The 14,935-nt window shown below is 69.0% G+C and carries 12 protein-coding genes and 1 tRNA gene; 9 read left to right on the forward strand and 4 right to left on the reverse strand.

Annotated elements, in window-relative coordinates; genetic code table 11:
- Positions 1-12: 12 nt before the first annotated feature.
- Entirely contained in the window at positions 13-1,074 is a 1,062-nt protein-coding gene (locus tag NTY77_16735; protein ID MCX5797139.1) for an NDP-sugar synthase, read from the reverse strand.
- A gap of 47 nt (positions 1,075-1,121) precedes the next feature.
- On the opposite strand from NTY77_16735, the gene NTY77_16740 reads away from it, so the two are divergent.
- Positions 1,122-3,251, forward strand: a complete 2,130-nt coding sequence (locus tag NTY77_16740; protein MCX5797140.1) for a hypothetical protein — start codon at positions 1,122-1,124, stop codon at positions 3,249-3,251.
- A 25-nt stretch (positions 3,252-3,276) separates the two neighbouring features.
- Here NTY77_16740 and NTY77_16745 read toward each other — a convergent pair whose 3' ends face one another.
- Positions 3,277-4,746 (reverse strand): glycosyltransferase family 39 protein, encoded by a 1,470-nt coding sequence (locus tag NTY77_16745; protein ID MCX5797141.1) that lies wholly within the window; start codon positions 4,744-4,746, stop codon positions 3,277-3,279.
- A gap of 38 nt (positions 4,747-4,784) precedes the next feature.
- On the opposite strand from NTY77_16745, the gene NTY77_16750 reads away from it, so the two are divergent.
- The 3 genes from NTY77_16750 to NTY77_16760 are packed head-to-tail and all read left to right on the forward strand — an operon-like array spanning position 4,785 to position 8,003.
- A complete protein-coding gene (locus NTY77_16750; GenBank protein ID MCX5797142.1) occupies positions 4,785-5,816 on the forward strand; it encodes a trypsin-like peptidase domain-containing protein in 1,032 nt (343 codons plus the stop codon).
- A 1-nt stretch (position 5,817) separates the two neighbouring features.
- The gene (locus NTY77_16755; protein ID MCX5797143.1) at positions 5,818-6,930 is read left to right on the forward strand and encodes an LptF/LptG family permease; all 1,113 of its coding nucleotides are present in this window, start codon (positions 5,818-5,820) and stop codon (positions 6,928-6,930) included.
- Entirely contained in the window at positions 6,927-8,003 is a 1,077-nt protein-coding gene (locus NTY77_16760) for an LptF/LptG family permease (protein MCX5797144.1), read from the forward strand. Before NTY77_16755 ends, NTY77_16760 begins: the two co-directional genes overlap by 4 nt.
- Before the next feature lie 58 nt (positions 8,004-8,061).
- Here the strand turns inward: NTY77_16760 and traF are convergent, their stop codons facing one another.
- Positions 8,062-9,324: a conjugal transfer protein TraF gene (gene traF, locus NTY77_16765; protein ID MCX5797145.1), complete on the reverse strand. Its 1,263-nt coding sequence runs from the start codon at positions 9,322-9,324 to the stop codon at positions 8,062-8,064.
- 55 nt (positions 9,325-9,379) lie between these two features.
- On the opposite strand from traF, the gene ychF reads away from it, so the two are divergent.
- The 3 genes from ychF (at position 9,380) to NTY77_16780 (ending at position 11,722) form a co-directional block, all read left to right on the forward strand.
- On the forward strand, positions 9,380-10,459 hold the full coding sequence (gene ychF / locus NTY77_16770; protein MCX5797146.1) for a redox-regulated ATPase YchF: 1,080 nt from the start codon (positions 9,380-9,382) through the stop codon (positions 10,457-10,459).
- On the forward strand, positions 10,422-11,618 hold the full coding sequence (gene rlmD / locus NTY77_16775; GenBank protein MCX5797147.1) for a 23S rRNA (uracil(1939)-C(5))-methyltransferase RlmD: 1,197 nt from the start codon (positions 10,422-10,424) through the stop codon (positions 11,616-11,618). The genes ychF and rlmD overlap by 38 nt, the downstream gene beginning before the upstream one ends.
- Positions 11,619-11,647: 29 nt before the next feature.
- A tRNA-Arg gene (locus NTY77_16780) sits at positions 11,648-11,722 on the forward strand.
- Between the two features lie 47 nt (positions 11,723-11,769).
- On the opposite strand, the gene NTY77_16785 is transcribed toward NTY77_16780, so the two are convergent.
- Positions 11,770-12,141 carry a response regulator gene (locus tag NTY77_16785; protein ID MCX5797148.1) on the reverse strand — a complete coding sequence of 124 codons (372 nt, stop codon included), beginning with the start codon at positions 12,139-12,141 and terminating at the stop codon, positions 11,770-11,772.
- Positions 12,142-12,245: 104 nt separating this feature from the next.
- On the opposite strand from NTY77_16785, the gene NTY77_16790 reads away from it, so the two are divergent.
- On the forward strand, positions 12,246-13,022 hold the full coding sequence (locus NTY77_16790) for a methyltransferase domain-containing protein (GenBank protein MCX5797149.1): 777 nt from the start codon (positions 12,246-12,248) through the stop codon (positions 13,020-13,022).
- Positions 13,019-14,932: a hypothetical protein gene (locus NTY77_16795; GenBank protein ID MCX5797150.1), complete on the forward strand. Its 1,914-nt coding sequence runs from the start codon at positions 13,019-13,021 to the stop codon at positions 14,930-14,932. Before NTY77_16790 ends, NTY77_16795 begins: the two co-directional genes overlap by 4 nt.
- The last annotated feature ends 3 nt before the right edge of the window (positions 14,933-14,935 follow it).

A 14,935-nucleotide genomic window follows, 5' to 3' on the forward strand; every position in this document is an offset into this window, starting at 1 on the left:
GATCCTCCCGAATCAGAACTGACTGAACGGCCGCAAGGTCGAGCCTCCCGCCAGGGCCGTGCCCGCAGACATCACGGCGTGGTGTCCGACGCGGCAGCGGGGGCCGACCACGCAGCCCTTGAGGGCCGCGCCGTCGCCGATGCGCGCGCCCGCCAGGACCACGCAGTCCTCCAGCGCCGCCCCCTTGCCGATCTCGCAGCCCGCGCCCACGCAGACGCGCCGGGAGAAGCGCGCGAAGTCGGCCACGCGCACCCGGTCGCCCAGCACCGTGAGGCCTTCCCGGTCGAAGGTGAGCTCCCGCCCGAGACGCACGCCCCGGCCCGCGCGCAGGCCCGGGCGCCGATGCCCCGGCGGCAGGGGCAGGCGCGTCGCGCCGCCCAGGATGTCCAGGTGGACCTGGAGGTACTTGTCCACGGTCCCGATGTCCATCCAGTAGCCGCGGGAGACGTAGCCGAAAAGGCGGGCGCCGTCCTCGAGCAGGTGCGGGAACAGCGAGCGCTCCAAGGAGTAGTTGACTCCCGGCGGGATGCGCGCCACCACCGAGGGCTCGAAGAGATAGGCCCCCGCGTTGATGGTGTTGGTCACGATCTCGTCCCAGGAGGGTTTTTCCAGGAACCGGCGCACGCGCCCCGAGGGCTCGGTCTCGACCAGGCCGTAGAGCGTGGGGTCCTTGACCCGGGTCAGCGCGATGGAGAGGTCGGCGCGGTTGCGGCGGTGGAAGCGCAGGAAGGCGGTCACGTCGAGCGTGTGGAGCACGTCGCCGTTCAAGACCAGGACGGTCTGCCCGATATGCGGCTGGGCGTTCTTGACCGCGCCGCCCGTGCCCAGGGGCCGGCGTTCGTGGACGTAGCGCAGGCGCAGGCCGCGCCCGCGGCCGTCGCCGAGCATGCGATGGAACCAGGCCGGCTTGTAGGCGGTGCACAGCACGATGTCGCGCACGCCGTGCCGCTTGAGCACGTCGAACTGGTACTCCAGGAACGGGCGGTTGACCACGGGCAACAGCGGCTTGGGGAAATCGCAGGTGAAAGGCCGCAGCCGCGTCCCGGCCCCTCCGATCAGGATCAAGGCGATCATAGTGGTTTAGGCTGGCGAATTGTACAAAAAATATATACTAGGGGCCTATGGATGATGCGCGCCCGTCTCCCCGGGCCTTGGCTCTGAGCCTGGTCGGCTTGGCCTTCTTCCTGTCCTGGCAGGCCCTGGCTCTGCGCTCGTATATGCGGGCCGACGCCCAGCCGCCCGCGTGGGAGCCGGCGGCCAACCTGCAGGCCGCCCTGGACTTGCGGGAGGCCGCCCCGGCGCAGGGCTGGGCCGCTCTGTCCCATGCCGCGCCCGAGGCGCGGGCGGCCGCCGCGCCGCCGCTCTATCTCATGCTGCTGGGGCGCTTCTGCACCGGCCCCGACCCCGCGGGGGCCGGTCTTTGGCTCAACTGGTTCTATCTGGCCCTGCTGAGCATCGCGGTCTTCGGCATCGCCTGGCACTTCCGTCCTGACGAGACCGCGCTCTTGTCCGCGGTCATCCTGGCGGGGTCGCCGGCCCTGCAGGAGCTGCTGCACACGCAGGTCGCGGACTTGGCGCTCGTGGCCGTGACCGCGGCGGGCTATTGGGCTCTGCTGCGCAGCGACGAGTTCCGCAAGTGGCCCGCCTCCTTGGCCTTCGGGGCCGTCTTCGCGGCGGGGATGCTGCATGGCTGGAGCTTCGCCTCCTACTTCCTGCCGGTCCTTTACATGGGCTTGCGGGCCCTGTACCGGCCGAGCAGCCGGCTCAAGGTCCTGGCCGCGGCCGCGGTGGCCTGGGCCGGGTTCTTACCCTGGTACGCGGCGCACCTTCCGGCCTTGCTGGTGAGGGTGCTGCAGTCTTCGGGCATCTCCTTGAGCGCGCTGTGGCAGGGCGGGGCCATCCTGGGCTATCTCGTTCCGATGGCCAACGGCCTGGGTGCGCCGTTCTTCGCCTTCGCTTTGGCGGGCCTGTGCGTCCCGCAGTTCCGACGCAACTGGCACCGCGGCTGGGTGCTGGTGGCGTGGTTCGTCGCGTCCTATCTGCTTTGGTGCCTGGCGCCGGACCCCCAACTGCGCTGCCTCATCCCCTGCCTGCCGGCTTTGGTCGTGGCGGGCCTGGGCGCTTGGCCACGAGCTTTGGTCTGGGTCCTGGCGCTGGTGCAGCTTTTCACCATGGTCAACTTCACTTCGGGGATGCTCTCGACGATCACCATCCCTCTGCCCACCGCCAGAATCCTGCTCTTCCCGAGCCAGCCTCCGCTCCGTCAGGACTGGGGCGTCGACGAGATCCTGCGCGAGGCCCAACTGCGCCGCGACCCGCAGCAAGCGTTCTCCGACCTTACGTTGGTGGCCAACTCCGCGCGCTTCAACCAGACCACCTTCGAGTGGGAGGCCCGCCGGCTCGGGATCGCCGGGGTGCACATCCGCCAGCCCGGCATGCGGCTGTGCGAGTTGTCCGAATTCCTGCTGCTCAAGGACGGCCCCTGGAAGACGGCCGGCGCCCGCGGACCGCAGCTCCCGGAAGCGGTCAAGACCATCAAAGACCCGGAGGGCTGGTTCTCGGCCGCCTACGCGGAGGTCCGGCGCTGGCCCCTGCCCGACGATTCCTCGGCCGTGCTCTTCCAGCAGAAGCGCCGCGCCAAGCCGCCCGTGCCGGCGGGCCGGTACCGCTACCAGTTCTACACCTCGGGACAGTTCGAGGTCACGGATCTGGTCATCGAGTTCGGAGGCTGGGATGCGCAGCGGTCCGTGTTCCGCTGGGCCAAGGCCTCCGCCGCGGAGGTCCGCGCGGGCGGCCTGCGCGTCGCGGGCGTGCAGGCGGAGCTGGAGGACCTGTTGTTCCAGCCGATCTACGAGCACGGGTCCAACACCTGGGGCGACGTCCGCTTCCTCAAGCTGGGAAAGCTGCGCATCAATTCCCTGCGGGTCGATCGCGAGTCCACGCGGGCGTTTCTGGAGGGACGCTTCCCGGGCCTGCGCATCTCGGGGCTGGAGCTGGACCAGACGGCGCGGCTGCGCGGCCGGCTGGGCAATATCCAGGTCGGCGCGGAGGCCTCCGTGCGCCTCGAGACCTCGCCGCCCGCGCTGCGCATCGAGATCATCAACGCCCAGTCCGGGGCGAACCAGCTGCCGGGTTTCTTCCTGGCGCCCTTCCGGACCTTCCGGAGGCCGCTGACGCCCACCACCGAGACCCCCTTCGCCATCGAGCTTCCGGGGCTGACGCTCTCCAACGGCTGGCTGTCGATCCCTTAGGGTCGGGCGCGGCTGCGCTGAACCGTCAGCGCAGCCGGAAGATCAGCAGGCCGTCCTGGTCGTAGGCGACCGGGAAGCGGGCATAGAACCGCCGCGCCGTCTCCCCTTCCCGGTCCTGGAAGGGGCCGGATTTCGGCGCGAAGAAAAAGCGCGCCCCGGCGGCGATGCGCCGATCCAGCTCGGCCCATGCGGCGGCGGGGTCCCCCTCGATCCCGACCCCCCAGCCCCGGCGATGCAGATAGAAGAGGAACAGCGGCAAATGGACCGAGTTGCACAGGAAGAGGTCGTCCGGCGCGCTGACGCGATCCGCGGCCGCCGCGGCTCGTACCAGCGCGGGAGAGCCGATGCTGTACCAGCGCCGGATGCGCAGCACGCTGTAGACCGGCATGCCGGCCACGAGGAGGGCCAGGCCCGCCAGGGCCCACGCCTTGGGGCGCGGGCGCAGCGCCGAGGCCTTCTCGCGCAGGAGGAGCAGGCCCGCGCCCATGAAGGCCGCGTTGACCGGCGCCCAGGGCAGGGAGGTGTATTCATGGTCGAAGGTATAGGAGCCGCCCGCGACCAGGCTCAAGCCGAATGCCGCGAACCAGGCCTCGTAGAAGAACAGCCGCCGCCGCATGAAGAGTACGGCTCCGGCGGCCAGCGGCAGGAGGCCCAGGTGGGTGGCGCAGAGCTCCGGGAATCGCGAGATGAACTGCCGCGGGATATAGTGGAGCTTGTAGTTCAGCAAGGCCCCGAACTCCCCCGGCTTCGAGGGGATGACGAAGGTCCCGGTGCTGGCGTGCTTGTACCAGGCGGCGGTCCCGGCTAAGGCCAGCCCAAAGGCCGCCCAGCCGCGCAGGTCGCGCCAGAACGAGCGCCCCAGCCGCTCCCAGGAGAGCCAGGCCAGGGGGGCGAACAGATAGACGTAGGGGAGCTTGAGCGAGACGGCCAGGAAGGCGGCCAGCGTCGCGGCCGCCCAGTGCGCCCAAGGGCGCGCGGGTCCGAGGGCGAGGCGCCAATGATAGAAGGCCGCGACCGTGGCGCACAGCGCCATGGCCTCGGGCTGCACGGTCCGGCCGAAAAAGATCTCGATGGGCAGGAAGGAGAACAGGATCCCGGCGTAGAGCGCGGCCTCGCGGCCGAGGTCCTCCTCCAGGAGCAGGAACAGATAGACGGCGGTCAGCGCCGAGAAGGCTGTCGCGAGCAGGCGCCCCCACAGCTCGCCGAGGCCGGCCAGGGGCCAGAGCAGGGCGGTCAGCCAGCTGAAGAGGGGGAATTCCGTCGCCGCCAAGCCGCGGTAGGGGCCGGCCCAGTCGATCTGGGGGCAGAGCAGGCGCATGCCGTTCTCATGGAAATTGCGCGCCAGCGTAGCCGTGTAGCTCTGGCGCCAATAATGCACGTCCGCGAGGGGCGAGGAGATCCCTTTGAGATGCATCACCACGGACAGGGCCGCGACCAAGGCCAGGCCCAGCGCGCGGCCGCGCCAGGCGGGGGACGATCCGTTCCTTGATGGCATAGACCTCAAAGGGGCCGCAATTATATAAAATTGACCTGATGAGACGATCCGCGGCCCTCGCCGTCATCCTGTCCCTGGCGGCCTCCCCGCTGGGCGCGGCTCTCAACCCCGAGGAGCAGAACACCATCGCGGTCTTCAAGTCGGCCGCCCCCGCGGTCGTGTTCGTCACCAACATCGCGGTGCGGCAGGACTTCTACATGGACGAGTTCGCCATCCCCCAGGGCAGCGGCTCGGGCTTCGTCTGGGACGACGCCGGGCACATCGTCACGAACTACCACGTGGTGGCCGGCGGCGACGCCTTCCTGGTGACGCTCAAGGACCACACCGAGCTGCAGGCCGAGCTGGTGGGGGTGGAGAAGCGCAAGGACATCGCCGTCCTGCGCGTGAAGGCGGCCCCGGGCAAGATCTTCCCCCTGGCCCTGGGCGACTCCGGCCGCCTGCAGGTCGGCCAGAAGACGCTCGCCATCGGCAACCCTTTCGGCTTGGACAACACCCTGACCACGGGCATCGTCAGCGCGTTGGGCCGCCAGGTGCGCAGCGTCGCGGGCGTCCCCATCCGCGATATGATCCAGACCGACGCGGCCATCAACCCCGGCAACTCGGGCGGGCCGCTGCTGGACTCGGACGGCCGGCTCATCGGGATGAACATGATGATCTACTCTCCCAGCGGGGCCAGCGCCGGCATCGGCTTCGCCGTCCCGGTCGACATCATCAAGAGGGTCGTGCCCCAGATCATCAAGCACGGCCATGCGGCCCAGCCCGGCATCGGCATCTCGGTGCTGCGCGACGACCAGACGCTCCAGCTCCTGGGCCAGGCCGACGGCGTGGTCGTGCGCGACGTGGAGCCGGGGCTGCCCGCGGACCTGGCCGGAGTGCGCGGCCTGCGCGCCTCCCGGGGGCGGCTCGTGCTGGGCGACATCATCGTGGGCATGGACGGCCAGCCGGTCAAGGACTACGACGACCTTTACAACGCCTTCGACCGGCACAAGGTCGGAGACCTGGTCGAGTTCGCGCTCTTGCGCGGCGGCAAGAAGCGCGCGGTCCAGATCGAACTGGTCGACGTGTTCTAGCGTGCTCGGGACCCTCGAAGCCCCACTGCGCATCCTGCCCCGCTACTGCCTGCGGCTTTTCGCCCCGGTCTTCCTGCTGTGCCTGAGCGTGTTCACGGGCGTCCTGCTCATGAACAACTTCCTGCGGCTCTTCAACATGGCGCTGCTCAAGGGCATCTCCCTGTTCTGGATCCTGGGCTGCTTCTTCCGGCTCTTGCCGTATTTCCTGAGCCTGGCCCTGCCCATGGCCTTCCTGGTGGCCACGATGGTGACCTTGGGCCAGCTCAGCGAGCAGGGCGAGATCACGGCTCTGCGCGCCTCGGGGTTCTCGTTCTGGGACTTGACCTGGCCCTTCTTGGCCATGGCCGCGGCCTGCAGCGCAGCGCTCTTCCTGCTCAATCACAAGATCGCCCCGGAGGGTTTCCATTCCTTCCGCAAGCAGTACACGATCGCCGCCCAGCAGGTCTCGAAGGTCGAGCTGCAGCCGGGCTCGTTCCTGCGCCTGGGCCCCTGGAAGCTCTACGCGCGCAAGGCCGACCCCGACACCGGGCGCCTGGAGGGCGTCTACTTGGTGCGCGCCAACGCCAAGGACGCGGGCCTGCGCGTGAGCGCCCGTGAGGGTTTGCTCACCATAACGCCGGGCAAGTCGCTGGACCTGAGGCTCGAGCAGGGCGTCCTGCAGCTGCCCAACAAGGAGCCGGAGCGGTTCACCGCGGGCCGCTTCAGCCGCTACCGCCTGAGCGTGCCCGTGGCGGGGACCCCGGAGGGACGGGAATCGCTCGACATCCCGGAGATCACTTCCGCGCAGCTGCGCGAGGGCATCGCCGAGCCGGGCCGCGACGCGCAGTCCCGCAACGAATACCGGGTGGAACTGGCCATGCGCAGCGCCGTGGCCCTGGCTCCCTTCGTCTTCTTCTGGATCGCGGCGCCCCTGGGCCTGCGCTTCCAGCGCCACAGCCGCGGTCTGGGATTCGCGGCGAGCCTGCTGGTGCTCATGGCCTACTATGGCCTGGTGGCGGTGGGCGTGGGCATCGGGCGCCGCAACGACCGGTTCTCCCGGTCCGCTCCCTGGCTGGCCGACGTCGCGGCCCTGGCCTTGGGCGCGGTCTTGACCCGGAGGGTGGTGTCGCGATGAGCATCTTCTCCTGGTACATGGTGCGGCGCTTCAGCAAGCCTTTCCTGTTCGGGCTGGGGCTCTTCGCGGTGCTCATCTTCCTGGGCGACCTCTTCAATAAGATGCACCAGCTCATGAAGAGCCATGCGTCGCTCTGGATCATCCTGCAGTACCTTTGGCTCGACGTGCCCTATTGGGGGGTGCGCATCATCCCGATGGCGACGCTGCTGGCGACCTTGGTGGCCATCACGGGCTTCATCCAGAGCGGGGAGTGGCTGGCGGGGCAGGCTTGCGGCTTCGAGTCGCGGACCTTCTGGAAGCCTCTGGTGGGCTGCGCTCTGGCCGTCACGGTCCTGTGCTTCGCCGCGCAGGAGACGATCCTGCCCGCCTGCTATCACCGCGTCCGCCAGCTTTGGGAGGACCGGATCTACCCGGAATGGGATTGGGACGTGTTCCAGGGGGTGGCTTTCGTGGTGGGCCCGGAGCGCTTCGTCTCGGCCCAGACCCTGTTCGTCAAGGCCGGCCAGCTGGAGCGCCCGGTCCTGGAGGACGTGGGAACCGACGGCGTGGCGCGCCAGCTCGACGCTTTGAAGGCGTCTTGGGACGCCTCGCTCGGACGCTGGGTGTTTCTTGACGGCGTGGAGCGCATCTTCGACAAGGGGGTGATGCGGGAGACGCCCTTCAAGCGCAAGGTCTCGGAGCTGGACCTGCCGCCGCGCACCCTGGTCCCCAAGACTGTGGATCCGGACGAGATGTCGCTGCTGGAGCTTTTGAGCTACAGCCGGCGCATGCGCCGGCTGGGCGCGCCGGTGACCCAACTGCGGGTGGCGGCTCACGCCAAGGTGGCCTATCCCTTCACCAACGTGATATTCTGCGCCCTGGGCATCCCGATCGCCATGCGCTTGCGCCGCAGCCCCATGGTCGTGAACTTCTGCGTGGCCATGGCCATTTCCTTCCTGTTCCTGTGGTTCATAGAGCTGGGCAAGGCCCTGGGGGCGAGCGGTCGCCTGCCGCCCGTTGCCGCCGCCTGGACTCCGAACCTGGTGTTCGGGGGCTTGGCCGCGGGGTTCATCAAGCGCTGGGCTTGGCATTGAAATCCCCGGCGCGCAGCGCCGGGGAAGGGCACCCCTGACGGAACCGGCGGCGAGAAGCCTACTCCGCCTTGGCCGCGTCCTTGCCGCCGCCGAAGAGCATGCCCACCTGCACTCCGAGGGAGAGCTCGGCGGGGATCTTCTCGTTCTTCTGGGCGGATTTGGTCTGCACTCGCGACGGCGAGACCATGGCCGAGGCGTCCACCATGAAGTGCAGCAAGTGGATCCCGAAGCCTCCGGTCAGGGAGGTCTTGGAGCCGGACTGCGCCAAGTTGCGCGCCAGGCCGATCCGGAGGGGGACGTTGAAGTTCTGGCTGTTGCCCAGGTTGACCTCGGTGCCCACGCCCGCGTACTGGCTGGCCACTCCGCCCACCGAGGTCAGGTTCCTGGTGAGGTCGGCGTCTGCCGCCAGGTGCCAGAAGCTGAGGGGGCTCACGGCCACGCCCAGGCGCGCGTTGCCCTGCAGGGAGTAATTGGAGGGCGCTCCCGCGAGCTTGGCTTGGTCCGGGTTTGAGAACTGCGGGTTGTTGATGTTGCGCGCGGTGATGCCGATGCGCGGCTGGAAGGGCACGATCTCGAGCGTGCGGTGCACGTCCCAGAGAGCTCCCAGGTCCACGCCGGGCTGGACGCTGGTCTTGGCGCCGCTCATGAACTTGTTGAGGGCGTTGGACGCGCCGGGCGAGTTGGCGTTGAGGGAGTAGTCGTACCAGCCCGCCTTGCCCACCAGGATCTTGAGGTTGCCGCCCACGAACAGGCCCGGCACCCAGGGCAGCTCCCGGCCGTAGCCGGCCCCGATCTCCGTCACGGAGAGGCCTTTGATGATGAGTTCGGATTGGTTGTTGGCGAAGGTGGCGGCCGTGGTGTTGGTGTTGTCGATCTTGGGCACGGCCGCGGCATAGCCCAGGTCGTTGACGAACACGGCCAGCTTATCGATCTTGACGTGCGCGCCCAAAGCCGCGTCGGCGCGCAGGCCGTTGTTCGGGTCGTTGAGCTTGGCCAAGGCCGAGTCGATGTTGGGCTGGGCGCACAGAGGCCCGACCGGGGTCTTTTGGCAGTCGCTGATGATGTCGTGCGCGTCGTTGGCGCCCTCGATGACCTGCCCGGTGAGCGCGGCATGCACGTCCGCCGGCACCTGCACGCCCGAGGGGCTCTCGGCGCGGCCCAAGGAGGCCGGGTTCCAGTAGCCCCCGACTGGGCCCTCGGCGACGGCCACGCCGGCTCCGCCCATGCCCATGGCCCGCGCTCCCAGGACGTGCCACTCCGTGGCGTAACCGGCCTGGGCCAACAACGAAGTCAAAGCGACGACGAGGGAAGCTCGTTTCATGGGGAAAGTATAGAAGAAGTCCGTCGGGAGGCGCAACTTTGATAAGATGGCTGGGATGGAGATCGGCATCGTCGGCCTGCCCAACGTCGGCAAGTCCACCATCTTCAACGCCCTGACCTCCGGCCACGCGGCCGCCTCCAACTACCCCTTCACCACTCTTTCGCCCAACGTGGGCGTAGTCGCCGTGCCCGACGCGCGCCTGGAGCGCCTGCACGCCCTCTTCCCCGCCAAGAAGAAGTTCCCGGCCACGGTGCGCTTCGTGGACATCGCGGGACTGGTGAAAGGCGCTGCGGCCGGCGAAGGCCTGGGCAACAAGTTCCTCTCGCACATCCGCGAGGTCGACGCGGTGCTGATGCTGGTGCGGCTCTTCCACGACCCGGACGTGGTCCACACCATGGGCGGAGTGGACCCGCGGCGAGACGTGGAGGTGGTGGAGGCCGAGCTCATCCTGGCCGACCTGGCCGCGGTGGAGAAGGCCATGGAGAAGCTCGTCACCAAGGCCCGCACCGGGGTAGGTGAGGCGCGCGCCGCCCTCGCCGTGCTGGAGAAGGTCAAGCCCGGCCTGCAGGCGGGCAAGACCGTGCGCCAGTTGGGACTGCCCCCGGAGGCGGTCAAGGACTTCTTCTTCCTCACGGCCAAACCCATGCTTTTCGTGGGCAACACGGATGAGAAGACGGACCCGGCCTTGGCGGAGCAGTTGGAGGCGCTGGCCCGGTCGCGGGGCGCTGGCTGCATCGCCTTGACCGGCAAGCTCGAGGCCGAGCTCGCGGAGCTGCCGCCCGAGGAGCGCGGGGCATTCCTGAAGGACATGGGGCTGCAAGCCCCCGGCCTGGAGCGCGTCATCGTGGCGGCGTACAAGCTGCTGGGCCAGATCAGCTTCTTCACCATCGGCGAGGCCGAGATTCGCGCCTGGAACCTCGCCTCGGGCTGGAAGGCCCCGCAGGCCGCGGGGCGCATCCATACGGATTTCGAGAAAGGCTTCATCAAGGCCGATGTCTATCCCTTCGCGGAGCTCGACCGGCACGGCTCCGAGGCGGCCCTGCGCGAGAAGGGCCTCATCCGCTCCGAGGGCAAGGACTATGTCGTCAAGGACGGCGATGTCTGCTTCTTCAAATTCTCCCCGCCCGGCCATTAGCCCGCGCTGCTCCCATTTCGGGACCTGCGGCGGCTGCGCCAGCCAGCACCTGCCCTACGAGGAGCAGCTCCGGCTCAAGACCGAGAAGGTCCGTGCGGCCCTGGCCTCTATAAAGGATATCCCCGAGCCCAGGACCCACGCCTCGCCGGACATCTGGTTCTACCGCAACAAGATGGAGTTCAGTTTCGGGGACGTCTATCCCCCGCAGACGGGCGGGCCCACGGTTAAGCTGGGCATGAAGCCCAAGGGCCGCTGGTACGAGATCCTGGACCTGCGGGAATGCTTCCTGCTTTCCGCGGAGACGGCGCCGCTGCTGGCGCGCGTGCGCGCCTGGGCGGAGTCGCAGCGGCTCGCCCCGTACAACGGCCACAAGAAGACGGGCTTCCTGCGCCACCTGGTGCTGCGCGAGGGCAAGAACACGGGCGAGCGCATGGTCAACCTGGTGACGGCTCCGGGGGATTTCCCGGCCGATTCCTTCCTGGCGGCCGTCGCAGAGGCCTACCCCGCCGCCACGATCCTGCGCGGGATCAACGACAAGGTCTCGGATGTGGCGGTCAGCGACCGGCTGGAGGTGCTCTCCGGTCCGGGGCATATCACCGAGGTCCTGCGCTTCGACGACAGGGAGCTCGAGTTCCGCATCTCGCCGCATTCCTTCTTCCAGACCAATACGGGGGCCGCCAACCTCCTTTACGGCCTGGTGCGCGACTGGGTCAAGGAAGAGAAGGCCGGCACGGTGCTGGACCTCTACTCCGGCGGAGGCGGGATCACGCTTTCCGTTGCGGACTGCTGCCGCAAGGTCGTGGGCGTGGAATCCAATGCGGCCGCGGTCGAAGACGCCAAGGCCAACGCGCGGTTCAACCGGCTGCACAACGCCGAATTCTACTCCGGCTCCACGGAATTCCTCCTGCCCGCGCTGCTGGCTTTGGAGCCGCAGGTGCTCATCTGCGACCCGCCCCGGGCCGGGATGCACCCGACGGCGCGCGCGGCGCTGGCCGCCCAGGGGCCCGGCACGGTCATCTGCGTCTCCTGCAACCCGGCGTCCTTGGCGCGGGACCTGGAGGCGCTGTGCGCCGCGTACCGTCTGGAGCGCCTGGAGGTCTTCGACCTGTTTCCGCACACGGAGCATGTGGAGACCGTGGCCCTCCTGCGGCGAAATTAGTTATAATCTGGACCTTCGCTCCTGATACTGCGCTCGTAACACAATGGATAGTGTCCAAGCCTGCGAAGCTTGGTATATAGGTTCGATTCCTATCGAGCGCACCATTTTCCGACGAGGAACCGGCGTCTGGCCGGTCCCGCTGGCCCCCGCCTCACCCCAGGGCCGCTGCCACGCGCCGGCGCAGGTCCGCCATCGCGAAAGGCTTCTGCACCACCTCGTGGGCTCCGCTCATCATGGCGATGCCCTGCTCCCGGATGGTGTCCCGGCCGGTCATGATGATGATGTGGGGGGATTCGGGTCCCAGCTTGCTGGTGACCTCGCTGGCGACATGGTAGCCGTCGATGTGGGGCATCATCACGTCGAGGAGGATGAGGTCGGGCTTCTCGGCCAGAGCCACCCGCAGGGCTTCCTTGCCGTCGACGGCGGTGAGGGTTTCGTAGCCTTGAGCGGTGAACTCCGTCCTGAGGAGCTCCAGCAGGTCCAGATCGTCCTCCGCCACTAAGATGCGCTTTCTATCCGCCATGATTTGTCTCCCGGGATTCCGTGGACAGATTCTAACAGATTCTGACCTGCCGCCTCTTGTCCGCCCGGATTTGGTATTCTTCCCGCGAAGGACCAAGGCACTCTGTGAAGCCTCCCGCGCTCCGCGTCCCCAAGGACTGGTGGCGCAAGCTCTTCACCCCCGAGTTCTTCGACCCGGCCGATAAGCTGCACCTGGCCCTGGCTCCCATGCAGGCCGCTTTCCTCATGAAGGCCCTGCGCCTCAAACGCGGGGCCGCGCTCTTGGACCTCTGCTGCGGCCCGGGGCGGCACTCCCTGCTGCTCGCCCGCAAAGGGCTGCGCGTGACCGGCCTGGACCTTTCCAAGCCCTACCTGCGCAGGGCGCGCGAGCGCGCCCGGCGCCTGAAGCTGCCCGTGCGCTTCGTGCTCGCGGACATGCGCGCGCTCCCCTTCCGCGCCGAGTTCGACGCGGTCATCAACCTCTTCACCAGCTTCGGCTACTTCCACCGGCAGAGCGAGAACCTGGCCGTGCTGCGGGGCGTGCGCCGGGCCCTCAAGCCGGGCGGCCTGCTGTTCATGGAGATGATGCACCGAGGCTGGGTCACGCGCAATTTCACGGCGCGGGATTGGACGACCTTGGACGGCGGCTATCTCCTGGAGGAGCGCAAGCTGCTGGCCGGGGGGCGGCGCATCGCGACCCGCTGGGTGCGCGTCTATCCCGACGGCAGACGCTTGGAGCGGCGGCTCGCCTTGCACAACTACGACCAGGCTTCTCTGTCGGCCTTGCTCCGGCGCGCGGGCCTGGAGCCCGTACGCTTCTGGGGCGGTTTCGCCGGGGAGCCCCTGCGCCAGGGCTCCAAGCGGCTCATGGTCCTGGCGCGCGCTGGAGGGAGAAGAACATGAACAGATCCTGGCTGGGCTTGACCGTGGCGCTCCTGCTCACGACGGGGCCGGCCCGCGCCGTGACCGCCTACGGCGTCCCGGCGCTGGCCCGCGAGGACTTCAACCGCCTGGCCGCGGCCCAGGGGGTGCCGCTCTACTGGCAGCCCGGCGAGGATGCCGGGCCCCTGCCCGCGCCGCAGTCGCTGCTGCCCGTGGGCGAGGCGGACCTCTCCGTCTACGTCGCGGGCGGCGCCTTGAGCAACGCCTTCCATGCCGCCTATCTGAGCCTGGTCCAGGCCCGGCGCATGGAAGCGGTGCGCCGCGAGCTCGACCAGGGCCTGCCCGTGGTCATCTACAACGACTTCCGGCAGTCTCCCGCGGCCGAGCGGTCATTGGCCGCGCACCTGGCCGCCGCGGCCAAGCTCATCGACGAGCTCTACGCCGAGCAGAAGGGCGCGCTCAAGCTGCGCGCGCTGGTCCCCGAGGGAGACGCCGCCAGCCGGGCCCTCTTCGAGCGCAACCAGGGCCCTTGGTGCGAGGCGCCGCAGACCGAGAACGACCCCTTCTGCAGCGCGCTGCCCACCTTCCCCAAGAAGCTCTCGGACGCCTATCCGCCCGGCTGGGAGCAGGACGCGGCGCTGTGCGAGTCCTTGGGCAAGCGGCCGGAGGGCAAGTCCCTGCTCGACCCCTTCACCGTGGTCCGCGAGAAGGAGGGGCGGCCCGAGGCGCGGCCCTTGGTCTCCGTCTACGGCGGTCCCATGCGCCGCGTGGCCGCGGAGCTGCGTCTGGCCGCGGCCGGGCTCGGCGGCGACGAGGCCGCGCTCAAGCGCTACCTCCTGGCCGCGGCCGGGGGCTTCGAGAGCGGCGACTGGGCCGCGGCCGACGAGGCCTGGGCGGACATGAACGGCCGCAACAGCAAGTGGTACCTGCGCGTGGGACCCGACGAGACGAGCTTCGAGGCCTGCCAGGAGAAGGCGGGCTTCCATCTGGCCTGGGCCCGCGTCGACTCGGCGGCGCTGTCCTGGCAGGACAAGCTGACGCCCCTGCGCCAGGAGCTGGAGGATTCCCTGGCCGAGCTCATCGGCCCGGCCTACCGGGCGCGCCGAGCGTCCTTCGCGCTGCCGGACTTCATCGCCGTGGTCTTGAACGCCGGCGACTCCCGGCCCGGCCTGGGCGCCATCGCGGGCCAGTCCCTGCCCAACTGGGGCAAGGTGGCCGAGCAGGGCCGGCGGCGCACCATGGTCATGACCAACATCACCGCGAACCCGGAATCCCGCCGCCTGAGCCGCGAGAAGGCCCGGGAGCTGCTGGCCCCGGAGGCGCTCAAGTATTATCCGGACGACGACGAGCCGGGCGTCCTGGGCACCATCCTGCACGAGGCCGCGCACAACCTGGGGCCGCACACGAACACCAAGGTCGGCGGCAAGCTGCCCTCCGAAATCTTCGGCGGCCGCCTGGACGGCGTCTTGGAGGAGCTCAAGGCCCAGACCGCGGCCTTGTGGTACGTGGACCTGCTGCGGCGCAAGGGCCTCGTCAGCGGCGAGCGCGCGCGTCAGATCTACGCGCACGAGCTGGTCTGGGCTTTCGGCCACATCGCCGAGGGCATGTTCAGCGACGGGGACAACCCCAAGCCCTACAGCCAGCTCGCCGCCGTCGAGATCGGGAGCTTCCTCAAGGACGGCGCCCTGGCCTTCGGCCGGGTGGGGGAGCGCGAGCTCTTCAGCGTGGACTTCGACCGCCTGCCCGCCTCGGTGGAGGCTCTGATGCGCCGCGTGGGCCGGATCAAGGCCGCCGGCGACGCGGCCGCGGGCCGGGCGCTCGTCGACGGCTTCGTCACGGGCGAGGACGCGCGCCTGGTGCGCATGGACGAGGTCCGGCGCCGGCTCAACCGCCTGCCTCGGCCGAGCTTCTCCTACACGGTGCGTTACTGAGCC

Source organism: Elusimicrobiota bacterium (assembly GCA_026388095.1).
Taxonomy (GTDB): Bacteria; Elusimicrobiota; Elusimicrobia; order UBA1565; family UBA9628; genus UBA9628.

What these genes read in the sequence shown, in the direction of transcription:
- traF (MCX5797145.1), bottom strand. Translation starts at nt 9,324, where the DNA reads ATGAAACGAGCTTCCCTCGTCGTCGCTTTGACTTCGTTGTTGGCCCAG.
- NTY77_16740 (MCX5797140.1), top strand. Translation starts at nt 1,122, where the DNA reads ATGGATGATGCGCGCCCGTCTCCCCGGGCCTTGGCTCTGAGCCTGGTC.
- NTY77_16735 (MCX5797139.1), bottom strand. Translation starts at nt 1,074, where the DNA reads ATGATCGCCTTGATCCTGATCGGAGGGGCCGGGACGCGGCTGCGGCCT.
- NTY77_16785 (MCX5797148.1), bottom strand. Translation starts at nt 12,141, where the DNA reads ATGGCGGATAGAAAGCGCATCTTAGTGGCGGAGGACGATCTGGACCTG.
- NTY77_16760 (MCX5797144.1), top strand. Translation starts at nt 6,927, where the DNA reads ATGAGCATCTTCTCCTGGTACATGGTGCGGCGCTTCAGCAAGCCTTTC.
- NTY77_16745 (MCX5797141.1), bottom strand. Translation starts at nt 4,746, where the DNA reads ATGCCATCAAGGAACGGATCGTCCCCCGCCTGGCGCGGCCGCGCGCTG.
- rlmD (MCX5797147.1), top strand. Translation starts at nt 10,422, where the DNA reads ATGTCTGCTTCTTCAAATTCTCCCCGCCCGGCCATTAGCCCGCGCTGC.
- ychF (MCX5797146.1), top strand. Translation starts at nt 9,380, where the DNA reads ATGGAGATCGGCATCGTCGGCCTGCCCAACGTCGGCAAGTCCACCATC.
- NTY77_16750 (MCX5797142.1), top strand. Translation starts at nt 4,785, where the DNA reads ATGAGACGATCCGCGGCCCTCGCCGTCATCCTGTCCCTGGCGGCCTCC.
- NTY77_16795 (MCX5797150.1), top strand. Translation starts at nt 13,019, where the DNA reads ATGAACAGATCCTGGCTGGGCTTGACCGTGGCGCTCCTGCTCACGACG.